The sequence below is a fragment of the Streptomyces chrestomyceticus JCM 4735 genome, from assembly GCF_003865135.1.
GTDB lineage: Bacteria > Actinomycetota > Actinomycetes > Streptomycetales > Streptomycetaceae > Streptomyces > Streptomyces chrestomyceticus.
In genome coordinates, this window is the sequence record NZ_BHZC01000001.1 from 2,308,495 (window position 1) to 2,324,726 (window position 16,232).

Annotated in this window: 14 protein-coding genes; 3 read left to right on the plus strand and 11 right to left on the minus strand. The window is 70.5% G+C overall.

Going from position 1 to position 16,232, the window contains the following annotated elements; translation table 11 throughout:
- Positions 1-34: 34 nt before the first annotated feature.
- The 4 genes from EJG53_RS09510 to EJG53_RS09525 all read right to left on the minus strand — a co-directional run bounded on the left by EJG53_RS09510 (position 35) and on the right by EJG53_RS09525 (position 6,544).
- Positions 35-1,879, minus strand: coding sequence for a trypsin-like peptidase domain-containing protein (locus tag EJG53_RS09510; protein WP_125044500.1), 1,845 nt, complete (start codon positions 1,877-1,879; stop codon positions 35-37).
- Between the two features lie 81 nt (positions 1,880-1,960).
- Positions 1,961-3,724 carry a lytic murein transglycosylase gene (locus tag EJG53_RS41685; protein WP_125044501.1) on the minus strand — a complete coding sequence of 588 codons (1,764 nt, stop codon included), beginning with the start codon at positions 3,722-3,724 and terminating at the stop codon, positions 1,961-1,963.
- Positions 3,725-3,944: 220 nt separating this feature from the next.
- Positions 3,945-5,543 carry a S1 family peptidase gene (locus tag EJG53_RS09520; RefSeq protein ID WP_125044502.1) on the minus strand — a complete coding sequence of 533 codons (1,599 nt, stop codon included), beginning with the start codon at positions 5,541-5,543 and terminating at the stop codon, positions 3,945-3,947.
- Positions 5,544-6,031: 488 nt separating this feature from the next.
- Positions 6,032-6,544, minus strand: a complete 513-nt coding sequence (locus EJG53_RS09525; RefSeq protein ID WP_244955071.1) for a hypothetical protein — start codon at positions 6,542-6,544, stop codon at positions 6,032-6,034.
- Positions 6,545-7,390: 846 nt separating this feature from the next.
- Here EJG53_RS09525 and EJG53_RS09530 point away from each other — a divergent pair.
- Complete coding sequence (locus tag EJG53_RS09530; RefSeq protein WP_125044503.1) at positions 7,391-7,777, plus strand: LppU/SCO3897 family protein; 387 nt, start codon at positions 7,391-7,393, stop codon at positions 7,775-7,777.
- A 13-nt stretch (positions 7,778-7,790) separates the two neighbouring features.
- Here the strand turns inward: EJG53_RS09530 and EJG53_RS09535 are convergent, their stop codons facing one another.
- From EJG53_RS09535 to EJG53_RS43850, 3 genes are read right to left on the minus strand one after another with little or no spacing between them, the layout of a single operon-like run.
- Entirely contained in the window at positions 7,791-8,525 is a 735-nt protein-coding gene (locus EJG53_RS09535) for a Crp/Fnr family transcriptional regulator (RefSeq protein WP_125044504.1), read from the minus strand.
- Positions 8,526-8,552: 27 nt separating this feature from the next.
- The gene (locus EJG53_RS09540; protein WP_125044505.1) at positions 8,553-9,194 is read right to left on the minus strand and encodes a chemotaxis protein CheB; all 642 of its coding nucleotides are present in this window, start codon (positions 9,192-9,194) and stop codon (positions 8,553-8,555) included.
- 21 nt (positions 9,195-9,215) lie between these two features.
- Complete coding sequence (locus tag EJG53_RS43850; RefSeq protein WP_371858671.1) at positions 9,216-9,539, minus strand: hypothetical protein; 324 nt, start codon at positions 9,537-9,539, stop codon at positions 9,216-9,218.
- Between the two features lie 229 nt (positions 9,540-9,768).
- Here EJG53_RS43850 and EJG53_RS09550 point away from each other — a divergent pair, with 229 nt between their 5' ends.
- Positions 9,769-10,311, plus strand: coding sequence for a hypothetical protein (locus tag EJG53_RS09550; protein WP_125044506.1), 543 nt, complete (start codon positions 9,769-9,771; stop codon positions 10,309-10,311).
- A gap of 164 nt (positions 10,312-10,475) precedes the next feature.
- Positions 10,476-11,147 carry a class I SAM-dependent DNA methyltransferase gene (locus EJG53_RS09555; protein ID WP_125044507.1) on the plus strand — a complete coding sequence of 224 codons (672 nt, stop codon included), beginning with the start codon at positions 10,476-10,478 and terminating at the stop codon, positions 11,145-11,147.
- Positions 11,148-11,687: 540 nt separating this feature from the next.
- Here EJG53_RS09555 and EJG53_RS09560 read toward each other — a convergent pair.
- The 4 genes from EJG53_RS09560 to EJG53_RS09575 form a co-directional block, all read right to left on the minus strand.
- On the minus strand, positions 11,688-12,434 hold the full coding sequence (locus tag EJG53_RS09560; protein WP_125044508.1) for a phosphotransferase family protein: 747 nt from the start codon (positions 12,432-12,434) through the stop codon (positions 11,688-11,690).
- Positions 12,435-12,611: 177 nt separating this feature from the next.
- On the minus strand, positions 12,612-14,279 hold the full coding sequence (locus EJG53_RS09565) for an ABC transporter ATP-binding protein (RefSeq protein WP_125044509.1): 1,668 nt from the start codon (positions 14,277-14,279) through the stop codon (positions 12,612-12,614).
- On the minus strand, positions 14,276-15,199 hold the full coding sequence (locus EJG53_RS09570; RefSeq protein ID WP_244955072.1) for an ABC transporter permease subunit: 924 nt from the start codon (positions 15,197-15,199) through the stop codon (positions 14,276-14,278). Before EJG53_RS09570 ends, EJG53_RS09565 begins: the two co-directional genes overlap by 4 nt.
- Before the next feature lie 53 nt (positions 15,200-15,252).
- The gene (locus EJG53_RS09575; protein ID WP_244955073.1) at positions 15,253-16,218 is read right to left on the minus strand and encodes an ABC transporter permease; all 966 of its coding nucleotides are present in this window, start codon (positions 16,216-16,218) and stop codon (positions 15,253-15,255) included.
- Positions 16,219-16,232 lie beyond the last annotated feature (14 nt).

Consider the following 16,232-nt stretch of genomic DNA (forward strand, 5'->3'; position numbering starts at 1 on the left):
CTCGGGCGCACGGAGCGCTCGGGCGGATCAGGAGCTAGGAGGCGGGGACGAGGGTCCGCTCGCGGTTGAGGGAGGAGGTGGTGGTGTCGCTGTTGAGCGTGAGGCGGCCGTTGGGCCACAGAACGACCACATCGTCGCTGCGCTCGGCATCACCGCCGAAGGCGCCGACTGTGGCGAGGCTCACCTCGCTCCAGTTCGACTGCCCGGGACGCAACTGGTGTTCGGTCTTGAGCTGGTTGGTGCCGACGTTGTCGTAGACGGTGACTTCGCCGTCGGACCAGCGCACGAAGAGGTCCTGGTCACCGGTGGACGGGTTGAAGTCGCCGGCGGCCAGGTCTCGGGCGTGCGGCCAGGTGCCGTTGGGGGCGACCAGCCGCGACTCGGTATGGAAACCGTTGGCGTCCACGTTGGTGAAGAAGGTGACGCGGCCGTTCGCCCACCGCACCACCACGTCGTCACTGCGCGTATTGCCGCCGCCGAAACGCCCGGCGGCCATTCCCACCGCCTGCGTCCAGGTGCTGTTCGGCGCCTTGAGCTGGATGGCGTTCTTGAGCTTGTTCGTCTCGTTGACGTCCCTGTAAAGGGTCACCTTGCCATTCGTCCAGCGCACCAGGAGATCACTGGTCCCGTCCCCGGTGAAATCACCCGCGGTCATCACCGCCGCGTTCTTCCACTCCGGGTCCTTGGCCAACTGCACATCCTTGCCGAAACCGTACGCACCATTCCCCGGGTACAGGGAAACCTCCCCGTCCGACCAGCGCACAATCAGGTCACTGACGTTGTTGCGCACCGACGCGGAATGGAAACTGCCGGCGGTCATCGAGCGGGCATGCTGCCAAGTGCCCGCCCCGCCCATCGTGAACTTCCCGTCCAGCGGAAGATCGGCGACAGCCTGCCGATACAGCCACACCGCATCATCATCGAACTGCGAGGTGTAGGACGTGTGGTCGTACAGCCCGCCGGTCTTGTACCCGCCGATCACACCGACCAGCTTGCCGCGCGTCCCGTCGAAATCCTCGATGAACGGGCCGCCACTCACCCCATTCCGATAACCGTCACACTGAATCTCCATGAAACGGCCCTGGAAAGCCCGCGTGTCATTCGTGCACGACAACGGCGTCTTCTGCTTGGCCGGGTAACCGACGACCGTCACCCCCGGGCGCGCCAGATGTGCGGAATCGACGGACGTGAGGGTGTTGCCTGCGCCCGCGGCGTCCTCCAGCAACTGCCCCTGTGTATTGACCCCCACCCGCAGGAAGGCGAAGTCCACGTCGTCGTCGGCCGGGCTCTGCTGATAGCGGTGGTCGACCCACACCTTGCCGTCCAGCACGGGGAAGATGCCGTACGGCATCTCGCCGGCCTGCCCCGCGTTGGTCGCCCCGGCGCGGTAGCCCGGGACGAAGGCGGCGTCACGCAGCGACGTGTTGCCCTTGATGCAGTGCGCGGCCGTGACGACCAGGCTCTTGGAGCCCGACGTCACGGTGCTGGCCGTACAGAACTGGTTCGGGGTGGCGGACCCGTCGCTGCCGCGCACCAGGAACACGCCGACGGTGGGGATGCCCTCGGCCACCTGGTGGGTCGGCTCCGCCGACCGCTTGCTCCGCAGGCTCGGGGCAGGCTGTGCGCCCCCGCTCTTGGCGCCGGCCTCGGCGGTCTCCATCGGCACGGCGCTGCGGATACGTTCCGGCGTCCAGTACCGCTGCACCTCCCGCGCCTCACGCAACTGATCGGCAGGCACGTCCCCGGACGTACGCGGCGCTGAGGCCGGGCCGCTCGGACCCGGAAGCGGAACGGCGAAGGCGGTGCCCGCCGGGACGGCGAGGGCGACCGACGCGCAGACGCCCAGGGCGGCGGTGCGCAGGCGAGGTATTCGTCTCATGAAGTTTTTTCCGTTGGGGAAGACGTGGCCGGGGCAGCGCCCGGCCACGTGGGACGAAAGGGAAGTGGGACGAAAGGGGTTTCAGGACGTGCGGGGCCCGCTACCGGGCGGTGTGACCGTCAGCGGGAAGTCCAGCACGGTCCCGGACGGAGTGGTCAGACGAAGGGTGTAGGTGCCGGGGCGCTGGTCGGTGAACAGCGTCGGCAGCGTGACACGGCCGTCCGCACCGGCGGGCGGCAGGGTAAGAGTACGGACCGCTTCACCGTGCGCACCTTCGAAATACGGCCCGACCGTGCTGTCCACGGCGTCCTCCGCCCGGTCCGCGGGGAGGAGCGTGGCGGTGATCCGCACGCCGGAGGCGGGCCGAGCGCGATCCGTGGCCCGAAGCGACGGCAGGCCGGGGAAGCGGCTCCCTGTCTCGGCTCGCAACAACTCGGGCAAGTTCGCCGTCTCCGGATCCCACAACTCCAGGCGGTCGGCGGTGGGTTCCGCAGCGGGACGAACCGTTGCGGTGAAGACGGCGGCCGGTCCACGTACCCCTGGGGCTGTCGCGACGACCGTGCAGCGGCCGGGGCGGTCGCCGGCCAGGAGGGACGGGGCGGTGGCGGTGCCGTGGGAGTCGGAGGTCACGGTGGCGAGGATGGTGGCGGGCGTGGTGGCGAAACGTATCCCGCCCGTGCCGCTGATACGGAAGGTGATCCGGGCGCCGGGAACGGGGTGGCCGTGCGCGTCGAGGGCCCGGACCTGCGGGCGCCTGGCGACGGCATGCCCGACCTCGGCATCCAGCTCGCGACTGCCGAGGGGTTCCAGCCTGGTCACGGTGCGGTGATCCACGACGGGCTGCGGCTTCTCGACCGGCTTCGGCCTCTCTACCGGCTCCGGCTCCGGCTCCGGCTTCTCCACGGGCTCAGGAGCAGGCTTGCCCGAAGGACGCTGCGGCATAGGCCGTACCTGCCCCTGCCCCTGCCCCTGCCCCGGAAGGGGACCCGGCCCCGGGCGCACCCCCGAGCTTCTGTCCGCAGGATCCGGCCGGTGCGGCACGGCCGGAGCACCATCCGGCGTCTCCACCACCCCGCCACCACGATACGTATCCATCCACTTCCGCACCGCATTCACATACGCACGGGAATTGTTGTAACTCAAAATGGCCCGGTCCAGATCAGCAGACCGACGCAGATCCCGCTCCCCCGCACACAGATACCGCGCCGTACCCAACGCCGCATCAAACATATTGTTCGGATCCCTCACCCCGTCACCATTACCGTCAGCCCCCCAACTCCCCCACGTCGACGGAATGAACTGCATCGGCCCCACCGCACGGTCGAACACCGCATCCCCGTCCCACCGCCCCCCATCGGTGTCCCGGATCAACGCAAACTCCACCCCGTCCAGCCGCGGCCCCCGAATCGGCCGCACCGTCGAACCATCCCCCCGCAACCCATACCCCGACGCATGCACCGACTCCACCCGCCCGATCCCCGCCACCAACTCCCACGGCAGACCACACGACGGCTGACTCCCCCGCAACACCCCCTCCGCCTTCCGATACGCAGCCAACGCCGTAGCAGGAATACCCGCAGAACCCGGCGTAGCGACACCATCACCGGCCGGCCCCTGCGGCTTATTGCCCTCCTTCAAAAGGTTGGGCAGATCGAGCGCAGGATCACCCCGGTGCCGCGACTGCGGGCTGCCGGGTCCCGGCCCGGCCTCGTCGGCACCGGCCCGGGCGGGACCGCCGAGCGGCAGAGGATTGACGGCGACCGCGGCCGTCAGGCTGGCGGCCAGCGCGCACACGCACAGGCCCTGCCGCACCCGGCGCGCGACCAGAGTGGACAGAGCAGGCATCGGGGGAAACGTCTTCACAGGGGTACGAGTCCTCGGCGTACGAAGCGAAAGCGGGCCGGCGCCCAGTGGCACCGGTCCGTGTGCCGCGAGCGGCAGGCGGGGCGCCGGCCCGGTTCCGTACCGGGGCGGTGCCTCCACCGGAAGGCGGGAGGTCCGGTAGGTCCGGCTGGCCCGTCCACCGTGCTGCGGACGGGCCGGCCGGACCGGTCACCGGCTCGGCTCAGCCGACGATCTTGACCTCGTCGTGCAGCCCCGCGCCGTCGACGCCCGGGTACATGCTCAGCGAGCCGTTGGCCCAGCGCACGAGGACGTCGTTGGGCCGGTCGTTGGCGACAAAGGCACCCGCGCCGACCACGGTCGCATTGGTCCAGGCGGAGCCCTGCGGGCGGATCTGCGTCTCACCGTGGAAGCCGGCGGTGTCCACGCCCGGGTAGATGGTGGCCTCACCATCGGACCAGCGCACCAGCAGGTCAGCGGTCTTCTTGCCGGTGAACTCGCCCGAGGTGATCTGCGTGGCGTGCGGCCACGTCGTGTTCGCCTTGGTCAGAACCTTCTGCGCCGCCGGCTTCACACCGTTGGTGTCCAGGTCGGGGTGGAGCGTGACGTGGCCGTCGTTCCAGACGACCAGCAGGTCGTCGCGCTGCGCGTTGGCGGTGTAGCGGCCCGCGGTGATCTGCGCGGCCTTCGTCCAGTCCGCGCTCTTGGCCAGCATCTTCTCCCCGTGGAAGCCGTTCTTGTCCACGTGGGTGTACTGGGTCAGCTCACCGTCGCTCCAGCGCACCACCAGACCGTCCGTGCCGTTGCCGAAGCTGGCACCGGTGATCCCCCGCGCGAAGTCCCAGGTGCTCTTCTTCGTCGGGGTGTTGGGCGCGGCGAGCTGGTACTCGGCGACGAAGGGCACCTTGGCGTCCTTGTCGTCCGCACCCTGGTACAGGGTCACCTCGGCGTCGTTCCAGCGCACGATCATGTCCATGTGCCGGGTGCCGCCCGCCGAACCACCGGTGAAGTAACCGGTCGCGACGTGGGTGGCCTTGCCCCACGGCGCGGAGGCGAAGACCGGCCGGTAGCGGACCTTCTGCACCCAGGTGCTGATGTCGTCCACACGGGCGCCGACCGCGTCCGTACGCGTCTCGGCCGGGTTCGTACCCAGGCACCCGCCCTGCCACGACGCGCTGTTGACGCCGACCAGCTCCACTCGGCCGCCCGCCTCACGCAACTGCGGACCGCCCGTGTCGCCCTTGCACACCGCCGCGTCCTTGCCGGTGATGCCCAGCTTCCCGGCCTGGACCGTACCGACCGTGAACGAACCCGCGTGCAGCTGGTTCGGCACCCACTCGGCCTTGGTCCGGCCGTACCCGAGAACCTTCAGCTCGTCGCCCTGCCGGGGAGCCGCCGAGCTGACCGCCACCGGGTTGACACCGCTGACCGGCTTGGCCAGCTTCGCCATCACCAGGTCCCGGCCCGCGTACGGCACCAGCTCACTGACCTCGGTGACCGCTCCGCCGGTGGCGGTCACGTCCGTCCGGCCGACGGTCACCGTGGTCTTCCACTTCGGCGCACCTTCGGCAACTCGCGTGTCGTTCAGGTCGTCGGAGAAGCACCGGGCAGCGGTGAGCACCCACTGCCGGTCCACCAGCGCACCCGAGCAACTGCGCACACCGTCACCGATGTCCAGTTTCGCGGCGAACGTGTAGGAGCCGTTCGTGACCGGGCTTCCGGACACGGCGAACGCGGGGGCGGCGGTGGCCAGCGCGCCACTCGCGACCGCGGCGGCAGCCACCGCGGTCAGCCACGCCCTGCGGGAACGTATCTTTTCCATTTTCCCTTTTCCTGAAATGGCAGATGAGGCACGTAGCGACGTGCACGCCCTCCCCCGTTTTCGCGCAGCCAGGCGCACGTCCGGTTACGGACCGAGGATCGGGAAGCTGTACGGCACTGCGTGAAAACAGTCGGCCGGCCCTTCGATACGGGCACCGACTGATTCTCCGGCGGACAGTCTCGTCGTCACTTCGACGGCGAACTGCCGGACGGTTGTGTAGCCGCCTCAATTACAGGCGATTGCGGCGTTCTGATGAACCGCCGCTCGAAGAGCGAGAATTACTTCGGCAAGTCCCGAGGCCGGGCGGCAGCCGTTTCCGGCGACACTCCCCGGCACGCGCCCGGTCCGGCCGCCCCGCTCCGTACGCCTAGGCGTCCAGGCGGGCTCCTGCCGTTCGTTCCGGGCGGGCCACTGCCCTCCACCGGGCCTCGTCAGGGCCGGTCGGGCCCGGGCCCCGTCAGGACCGGTCGAATGACGTCGAGAGACGGTCAGCTGGTGACGCGCAGCTCGACCAGCACGGTGGACTGACCGGCGTTTCCGGCCTCACCGAAGGGCTTGTAGTCGTTCTTGGGCGCGTTGATGACGGTTTCCTTGCCGTCGGACGTGACCTTGGCCTGCACCGGGTGCCCCTCGGTCCACATGCCGAATGCCTGGTCCAACTCCAGGGCCAAGTAGCCCTTGTTGCCATTGACCGCGAAACAGAACTCGCCCGAACCGGTACGCGACTTGACCATGATGTCGTGCGGGGCAGCGCAGTCGACCAGCGTGATGTGACCGTCACCCCGCTTCAGCGTGATCTTCCGGTCCTGGAGAATCCGGTCGGCGTCGGGGTAAGCGAAGTCCTCGACGGCGGGCGGCATATCGGCATCGGCCGCCGAGGCCACGGTCGGCGAAGCAGCGGACTGCGGTGCGGCTTGCGCAACCGTGAGGCCGGCTATCGCAGCCGACACGGAGAACGCGCCGATGAGACCGGTGAGCAGAGCTTTACGGGCACGAGGCATCGCCACAGTGTCCTTCCGGGAGACGAGGTGGGCGGCAGTCGGCCCACGGAACGCGAAGTAAAGCATATGTAGGCTTTGTGCTCTCATCTCAGCTGCAATCGCACGAACTCCCCCCAGCGCGCGCCGCATACGGGGCCGTGCACGCCGACCAAACGGCACCTGACCAGGCCCTTTCGTGCGGCCTCACGGGGTGTCCAGACAGCGACTCCATCGCCACGGCGAACCTCGCCCTTTCGCCGCTTGCCTTTCGCTGTCCCCCTTCCGCTGTTCCCCTGGACCCGATGATCAGCGACGGCCATGACGGCATCCAGACAGGGACGCCCGGCCTTTCGATTGTGGGCTTCAGCAGCGTCGGAGCCCTTCCGCTCCGCCCGCGAAGCCGTCCGGGACAACGCCCTCCTGGCCGGTCTCCCCCAACTCGTACGGACGGGTCGACCGTGCGCCGCACCGGCTACGGCACCGAAGTCGCCAACCCGCGACAACTGCGCCAGGTTGGCTACGGTCACGGTGCCGGAGGCTGGGCTTCCGCACTCGTCTAGACCAAGCCTGAGCCGGGGGGCTGCGGCATCCGTCGGGAAGAAGCCAGGGCCGGAGGTCCGTGCCCGTCCGGAGGCCATCAGCGACCAGGGCCCGCGCCTGTACCCGCACCCGTCAGAAGGCCGAAGGCGGCCAGGGTTCCCCTGCGTTCCCGTGCCCGTCCGGACTACGCCAGGTTCCGCCGTCACCGTCCGGAAACCGCCCTTCCACGGGCCGTTGCGCCGCTATGATCACCTTTCATCAGGGCACGGCCGGGACAGACGATTCCCCTGGCGCGGCTCTCCCACTGCCACCGAGAGGCACCTCGACGTGTCCGAAATACCGCCTTCGTACGTTCCGGCCGACCCGTCCGACGCGGCCGCCGATGTCCACCACAGACGCAGCCGTCTGCTCTTCGTGGGCATGTTCGTGGTGCTCGCGGGGCTGTTGGCCCTGGCGTGGTTCCTCCGCAGTGACAAGACGGGCGACGCGGCCAGCCTGCGACAGGGTGACTGCTTCAAGAACACGGGCACCACGGAGAAGCCCCGGCCGGAGAAGCTGAGCTGCACGGAACCGAGCGCGGACTACTCGGTCGTGAAGGTCGTCAAGGGCGGCGTGTCCGCGACTCTGGAGTGTTCTGGGGTGCCGGGCACGATCGGCGCCTTCAGCCAGGTGGGGTCAGACTCGTTCGTAGTCTGTTTCGGAAACAACTCGTGACCTGCCGGCCGTGTCACGCCTTTTTCGCGGCCGGCGGGAATGTGGCGTCGATGGCTTCCCGGATGACGCGGTAGCAGGTGCAGGCGTTCGCTTCGAGGCGGGCGCGGTCCAGGATGGTGATGGTGCCGCGGCGGTAGCTGATGCAGCCGTCCTCGGCCAGGGCGCCCGCGACCTCGCTGACCGAGGACCTGCGGACCGCGAGCATCTGGGCGAGGAACTTCTGCGTCAGGTCGAACTCGTTGCTGTGCATCCGGTCGGCCGTCATGAGCAGCCAGCGGGCGCACCGCTGGCGGGTGCGGTGGCTGCGGTTGCATCCAGCGTTGCGTGCCAGTTGGGTGAACATGGACTGGGTGAAACGTTGCAGCGTCTGTTGCAGTTGCCCGTCCAGTACGGCGATCTCGTGCCGGAACCGGTCGGCGTCCATCCGCAGCCCGAACCCGGCGACCTGGCACACGGCCCGTTCGGTCGGGCTGCCGACACCCAGGAACACCGGAAGTCCGACCATGCCCTCGTCACCGACGGTGGCCACCTCGACGGCCGGGCCGTCCAGCTCGGCCAGGATGGAGCAGACACCCAGCAGGGGGAACAACACGGTCTCGATCCGGCCCCCGGGCCGGTACAGAAGATCTCCGGTGCTCAGCTCCACCAGTTCAAGGTGGGCCTGCAATCGCCGCTGCTCGGCCTCCGGCAGCGCGGCGAGAATGCGGTTGCCGCCGATGTCGTACGAACCGGTTGCGCCGGTTGCCAAGGGTCTGCCCGCCTTTCGTCCCCGTGGTCAGGTGGCGACCGCCGGTGGGATCACCGCCGCCCAGGACGGCAGCGACACCCGCATCAGACCCGCGGCACCCGGCACCATCACCAGGCTGACCACTGCGTGAGCCAGCACCGGCAGGGGCAGCACGAAGTCTATGCAGCCGGTGGCCATCGCGGCGCTCGGCATACCGAAGGCTTCCGCCGTGGTGATGTCCTGGGCGAGCACCCGGCCGCCCGCGCCGCGGACGTGGCGCACGCCCAGGGCCCCGTCTTCCAGGCGCCCGGTCAGTACGGCCGCCAGCAGCCGGGGGCCGAACGCGGCCGCCGCCGAGGCGAACATCGGATCCGCCGAACGGTACCCGTCCGCCACGTGCAGCGACACCTTGCCCTCCGGCGTGAAGGCGGCCCAGTGACCCGCCGGTACGACATGCACGACGCCCGGGGCCAGCCGATCCCCTTCCTCCAGCAACCGCACCGGCAGCGTGGACCGGTAGCGCAGCACTCCCACCAGGCCGTCCTGCTCCCGCACCGGCCGGTGCTGCACCAGCACCACCGCTGCGGGAAAATCCTCGGGCAGTGCTGCCAGAATTTCACGGTAGGCGCTCACACCGCCGAGCGACGCGGTCATACAGACCACATCGAAGGCGGCGGAAGTCTTCTGCACGGTACCGAACACAGCACCACCCTAATGCCCGGAACCGAACACAACGGTAGCTCGGCGGAAAAGGCGGCCGGACGCCACCCCAGGTCTCTCGTCCCGGTTACGCCATCGAAGTGACGGCCGGGTGGGCGCCCCGCGGCGGGTGCCTATCCATATCGCCTCCAGGAGCAGACCGGCTGCCGCGGCCAGACCTACTGCCGCCCTGGGTGCGGTCGTGCCGACGAGCTGCAGTGGAAAGAACTCCTGGAGGAACGGGATGACGAGTACTGCGGCGAAGGCCACGGCCATGGCCAGCACCAGCAGGCTGCGCCACCGGGTGTAGGGGCGGGCGATGATGGCCAGCAGCACCGAGTAGACGGGTGGCCGGCCCGCCGTGCGGCTCGTACGGACATGCTGGCGGCGATCGCCTGCGAGTGAACCGCGTCGGAGGTGTGGGGCGGCCGAAGGGGGCGCTGCCTGGGGCAGTTGCGGTGACCGTGCGGGGCCGTACCGAGCTGTAACGGGCCTTACGTCCATACCGGTCCGTACGGGCCTTCCGGGGCAGTGGCACTGCGGCGGCTCGGTAGGGTGGCGTCGCGTGGGTGACAGCACAGTGTGGACTCTGGCCATCGCGGCGGTGACGGGCGGCACCGCCGTGCTCGCGAGCTGGGTGGCCGGCCGGGGCAGCACGCGGGCCGCGCGCATCCAGGCGGAGATCGCCGCTCGCGCGCAGCGCACCGAGCGGCTGCGCGAGAGCCGGCGGACCGCGTACCTCGACCTGATCGAGCAGACGCACCGTCTCGGCGAGCTCTACTGGGAGATCCTGGCCGTCCTGCGCAACAGCGCAGGGGCCGGTGACCGTGGTACGGCGGAGGTACTCAAGGAACTGCACGACCGGGAGATCGCCGAGTACGCGAAGATCCGTCGCTGTGCTCGCGTCGTCGAACTGGAGGGCCCGCCCGAGGCGGCGGCCGCCGCGCTCGCTCTCCAGCGGACGACCGGCACGTTCTACCGCTGCGTCAAGGGGGCCATGGAGGGGGACACCGATGCGCAGCAGGAGTTCGGCACCGCCTTCTCGCCCTTCTGGAAGGCACTGGAGGACTTCATCGAGGCCGCTCGCGCTGCCCATCAGGAAGGTTGAGCCGCAGACAGGGAGGATGAGCCGCCAGCCAGGGAGGTTGGGCCGCTGACAAGGAGGTTGGGCCGCCAGCCAGGGCGGACGAGCCGCTGAGCAGGAGGGCTCGGTATCAAGTACACATCAGGCCGCGGGGCGGGGCCGTGGCGCGGGCAGTAGGGTCCTCCTCCATGACCGAACCAGACTTCCTGCAGGACACCCGGCGGTCCTATGACGCCATAGCCGACGAGTACCTCGCCTTCGAGCACGGCGATCTGGAAGCGAAGCCGCTGGACCGGGCGATGCTCGCCGGCTTTGCCGAGGAGGTACAGGCCGCCGGTGGCGGGCCTGTGGCCGATGTGGGTTGCGGCACCGGCCGGGTGACCGCACATCTGGCCGGCCTGGGCCTGTCCGTCTCCGGCATCGACCTGTCGCCGGGCATGCTCGCGGTGGCCCGCCGTCAGCACCCGGGCCTGCGCTTCGCCGAGGGCTCCATGCTGGCCCTCGACCTCCCCGACAACAGTCTCGGCGGTGTCGTGGCCTGGTACTCGACCATCCACGTACCGCTGGAGCTGCTGCCGGAGGCGTTCGCCGAGTTTCACCGGGTGCTCGCGCCCGGCGGTTATCTGCTGGCCGCCTTCCAGGTGGGAGACGAGCCGCTGCGCATGGAGGAAGCCTTCGGCCGGCAGATCTCACTCGAATTCCACCGGCGGCACCCGGACCGGATGGCCGACCTGCTGGACCGGGCGGGCCTGCCCGTGCGTGCCCGTTTGGTACGCGAGCCCTATGAGGGCAGGTTCGCCGAGCGGACGGCCCAAGCCTTCCTTATGGCCCGCAAACCGGCCGCGGACGGCCCGGCGTAGGAGAGAGGGTTTCTGTGCGCCCTTGACCGCTGGTGACGGCTGCGGGACTGGGACGGAGCCGGGTTCTGGCAGTGCAGTGGCTGTACGGGCTGCTGCTGCCCGAGCTGTGGGCCGCAGACCTGCTGGGTTTCGCCCGCGCAGCGGTCGACGCCGGTCACATCCGCGCGATGGTGGGCGGGTCAGCCACCAGCCCGCCCTTGGTGGACCGGCCACCGAGGGCGGGCTCGTGGGCCGGGGCAAGGTGGGAAGCGAGCACCGCCGTATCGTCGAAGCGCACGGCATCCCGGTCGCGGCGATCACCACCGGCGGCAGTCGCAACGGCGACACTTGGCTGAGCCCAACAGGTTCCGCTGATGCGGACCGTCCCGCCGGCCCCCGGCAAGCGCGGCCGGCCACTGCGCCGCTCCGGGCGCCCGTACGCCGACCGCCGGGCACGGCTTCGGCTTGGGCGTGTACCGCTGGGTCACGGGGGGGATCGCCCCGAGGGTCAGCCTGCTTGATGCGGCAGAACGCATACGGAGCAGCCAGGCCCGCACAGTTTCACATCCGGGACCTCAGCACGTCGACCTCACAGCCCGGTGCGAAGGGGTCGAAGCCGTGGTCGATCAGCCAGCGGACTGCCAGCAGGCTTCGCAACGACCACCATGCGTGGATCACGTCGAGGTCGATGTCGGTGCCATAGCCGACGAGGACGTCGTCGAGGTGGTCCTCATGTCCGAGTGTGAAGGTGGCGAGGTCGTACAGGGCGTCGCCCTGGCCTGCCTCGGACCAGTCGATGATGCCGGTGACCTCGTCGCCGTGGATGAAGACGTGGGCGATCTGGAGGTCGCCGTGTGTGAACGACGGAGTCCACGGCCGGAGTGCGGCCTGGGCGACCTGGTGGTTGCGGGTGACCAGGTCGGCGGGTAGGAGGCCGCTCGTCACCAGCGACTCGCACTCGGCGTCGAGTTCCGCTGCCAGCGCGTCGATGCTCCGGCCTGCCCGGCCGGGCCGGGGCGGCAGCGGGGCGTCGTGCAGCTTCCGGATGGCGGCGCCCGCCGCGGCCCATGCCGTCGGCGACCCGGTCGTCGGCCCGCCGAGGCGCCCGAGCGTGCTCCCCGGGAGTGCGGCGATCGCAAGTACAGGCGGTTTGCGCCACAGGATCTCCGGGGTCGGGACCGGCGCGCGGGACATCGCCTCGACCTCGGCGTCGATGCGCGCCTGATCGGCGTCCACCTTCAGGAACACGTCGCCGACGCGCAGGGTCGCTCGCTCGGAATGGGCGACGACGACTTTGACCTCATCCATGGGCGTCCAGTATCCCGGGGATGATCGCCGCGGTCGCCGGATTTATCGTTCCTGCGGTCGCACGGCTTACCGCGTCCCGCCACCCGGCGGCCTCATGCACGAGACCGATCCACGAGACCGATGCGCGAGACCGACCCACGGCACCGATCTCCGACGAGGTCAAGCCCACCACTTTCGTCAGAAGTCCTGAGCCCGTGTCGCCGTACGCGCTCCCCGGATCGCCCCACCTCCCTCGCCCGATGCCTCGACCAGAGCCGCCGTGAAGGGATGTCCGGGAGCCGTGAGGACCCGGGTGGCGGGCCCCTCTTCGACTACGTCGCCGGTGTCCAGCACCAGGATGCGGTCGGTGCGGGCGGCCGTCTTCAGGTCGTGGGTGATCCACACCAGGGCCAGGTCCGGCTGGTCGCGCAGCAGTCGGTCGAGGACGGCGAGGACGGTGCGCCGGGTCACCGTGTCCAGGCCCGAGGTGATCTCGTCGCAGACCAGGACACGGGGGCGGGCGAGCAGGGCGCGGGCGAGCGCCGCGCGCTGGAGTTCGCCTCCGGAGAGCCGGCCCGGACGGCTGTGGAAATGCTGCTCACGGAGCCCGACCTCCGCGAGCAGCGCTTCCGCCTCCCGCGCGGCGTCGGCGGGCATGGCTCCGCGCAGGCGTACCGCCGTGCGCGCGACCTGCGCCAGCAGCGTGCGGTGTTCGTCGAAGGAGGAGTGCGCGTCCTGGAACACGTACTGCACCGCTGCCAGTTGTCGGGGCGTACGGTTGCGCAGGCTGCGGGGCAGCGGTACGCCGTCGAGGTGGACCTCGCCGTCGTACGTACGGTGCAGCCCGGCCAGGCACCGGCCGAGCGTGGTCTTGCCGCTGCCGGAACGACCGACGACCGCCACCCGTTCACCGGGCCGGACGCGCAGGGAGACGTCGCACAGCACGTCGACGGTACGACGGGCACCGCCGCCGCGGTGGTGGGCGGCCAGGTTCCGTACTTCGAGGACGGCATCGGTCTCGCTCCGCACTTCCAGGGCCGCACCGGGGCTGGAATCGGCATCGATTTTCCCCTCCGGGGGCGCGTCAGGCCCGGTGTCGCCCCTCACCCCAGGTACGGCGCCACTCCCCTCCTCCGCCCCGAACAACTGGCGCGTCCACGCATGCCGCGCGCTCGTCACCACCTGTTCCACCGGCCCCGCTTCGACCACCCGTCCGCCCTTCAGGACCACGACCTCGTCGGCCAGTTCACGCACCACGTCCAGGTCGTGGCTGAGCAGCAGGACGCCGATGCCCTGCCGGACGACCGACACCAGCTCCGCGACGATGCGGCGCTTGGTGAGGGCGTCCTGTCCGGTGGTCGGTTCGTCGGCGACCACGACGCGGGCGCCCAGCAGCAGGGCCTGGGCGAGTACGACGCGCTGCTGCTGGCCGCCGGACAACTGGTGCGGGTAGCGGCGCAAGAGTTCGGAGGGGTCGGTGAGTTGGGCGCGGGAGAGCGCCTCGTTGATACGGGCCGTGGCGGCTCGGGCGCGCTCGCGGCGCGGGAGGTGGCGTACCTGGGTACGGGCGATGTCGGTCAGCAGGGCACCGGCCCGGCGGGCGGGGTTGAGGACCGCTGCCGGGTGCTGCGGTACGTGGCCGACCAGGCGGTCCGTGACCGTCACCGTCCCGGAGACCCGGGCGCCCGGCGGGTAGGCGCCGAGCAGGGCCAGTCCGGTCGTGGTCTTGCCGCTGCCGGAGGCGCCGACCAGGGCGGTCACCGTTCCCGCGCGGACCCGCAGGCTCACTCCGTCGACGACGGCCCGGCCGCCGACCTCCACCCGCAGGTCCTCGACCTCGGCGACGACGTCCGCTGCCACGCTCACCGGCGCCCCTCCTTCACATCAACCACATCAGCCACATCAGACAGATCAGGCATGTCAGTTACATCAGGCACGTCAGATGCATCAGGCGCATGACGCGCATCAGGCGCGGCCGCCCCCGACCGCCTCCGCTGCTCCCCTCCCAGCACCGCATCCACGACCAGATTCCCGCCCATCGACAACGCCACGATCAGCAGCGCGGGCACCACAACGGCCCATGGCTGCACGAAGAGTCCGGTGCGGTTGCGGTCGACCATGACCGCCCAGTCCGCCGCGTCCGGTTCCACGCCGACGCCCAGGAACGCGGCGGTGGCGACGAGGTAGAGCACGCCGGTCAGGCGGACGCCCGCGTCGGCGGCGAAGGTGCGCAGGGCCGACCGGCCGACGTAGCCGATCGCCGTACGCCACCAGGTCTCGCCCTGCATGCGCAGCGCCTCGACGGCGGGGCGCGCGGCTGCTTCCGAGGCAGCGGCGCGGACGATTCTGGCCGCGTCCGGGATGTTGACGAGCGCCACCAGCAGCGCGAGTCCCGCGGCACCCGGTGAGAAGACGGCGGCCACCAGGAGGATCAGCAGCAGTGACGGCACCGCGAGCAGTACGTCCAGTGGGCGCATCAGCAGTTCTTCGAGCCAGGTGCGGTGGGTGAGGGCGGCGGCCAGCCCCAGCGGGACGGCGACCGCGTAGGCGAGGGCGGTGGCGGCCAGGGCGACGAGCACCACCGACTGCCCGCCGAGCAGGATCTGCCGTCCCACGTCGCGGCCGACGAAGTCGGTGCCGAGCCAGTGGCCGCCACCGAGCGTGAAGGACGCGGACCGCGGGCCGGGGTCGCCCGCCAGCAGCGGCCCGAGGAGGGCGAGGAGCAGGGGAACACCTGCGATCAGCAGTCCGGCCAGACCGGGCTGCCGCCCCCCAGCCGGACGCATGAACTTCCGCACCACCCCGGACCACCGCCCAACCGGACCACCGAACCTCCGCATCACGCCGCCACCCCCGCCCGGGGCGCGAGCCGGCGGGCGACCAGATCAGCGCCGAGGTTGAGGACGACCGCGACCAGGCCGAAGACCACGGCCAGGCCCTGGACCACGGGGACGTCGCGTTCGGCGACCGCGTTCATCAGGACGGTGCCCAGGCCCGGGATGACGAACAGCGCCTCCACGACGATCACTCCGCACAGCAGCCAGTCGACGGTACGGGCGAGTTGCTGGGCGGCGGGCGCGAGGGCGTTCGGCAGGGCGTGCGCGTACCGGACGCGCGCCGGGGACAGCCCGTAGCGGGCCGCCTGCCGTGCGTACGGGGAACGCAGCGCGTCGATCATCCCGGCCCGTACCAGGCGGCTGATCGAGCACACGGGGCGGGAGAGCAGCACGAGGACGGGCAGGACGAGGACGGCCGGCTGGGCGAGCAGGTCGCCGCCGGAGCCGACGGCGGTCGGCGGCAGCCAGCCCAGCCGGAGGGCGAACAGGGTGACCAGCAGCACGCCGAGGGCGAACTCCGGTACGGCGTACACCGCGAGGGTCATGGAGCTGACCAGCCGGTCCGCGACGGAACCCTCGCGGCGCGCGGCCAGGACACCGAGCCCCACCCCGGCCGGCACCAGCAGCACCACGGTCACGGCGGCGAGCAGCAGGGTGGGGCCGAAACCGTCGGTAAGGTACGCGGCAACGGGCCGGCCGGAGGTCAGCGAGGTCCCGAGGTCGCCGTGGAGCAGCCCCACGACCCAGTCGGCGAGGCGTTCGGCGGCCGGGCGGTTCAGGCCCATCTCCGTACGGATGGCCGCGATGCGGGCCGGGTCGGGCTGGTCGCCCGCCAAGGCCACGGCGGCGTCCCCGGGCAGCGCCTCGGTGAGGACGAAGACCAGCAGCACGACGGCGGCGGTCTGCGCGACACCGAGCAGCAGCCGGCGGGCGAGCCAGGAGCGCAGCACAGCCGGTACGACGGACACGGCACGGCCGGCGC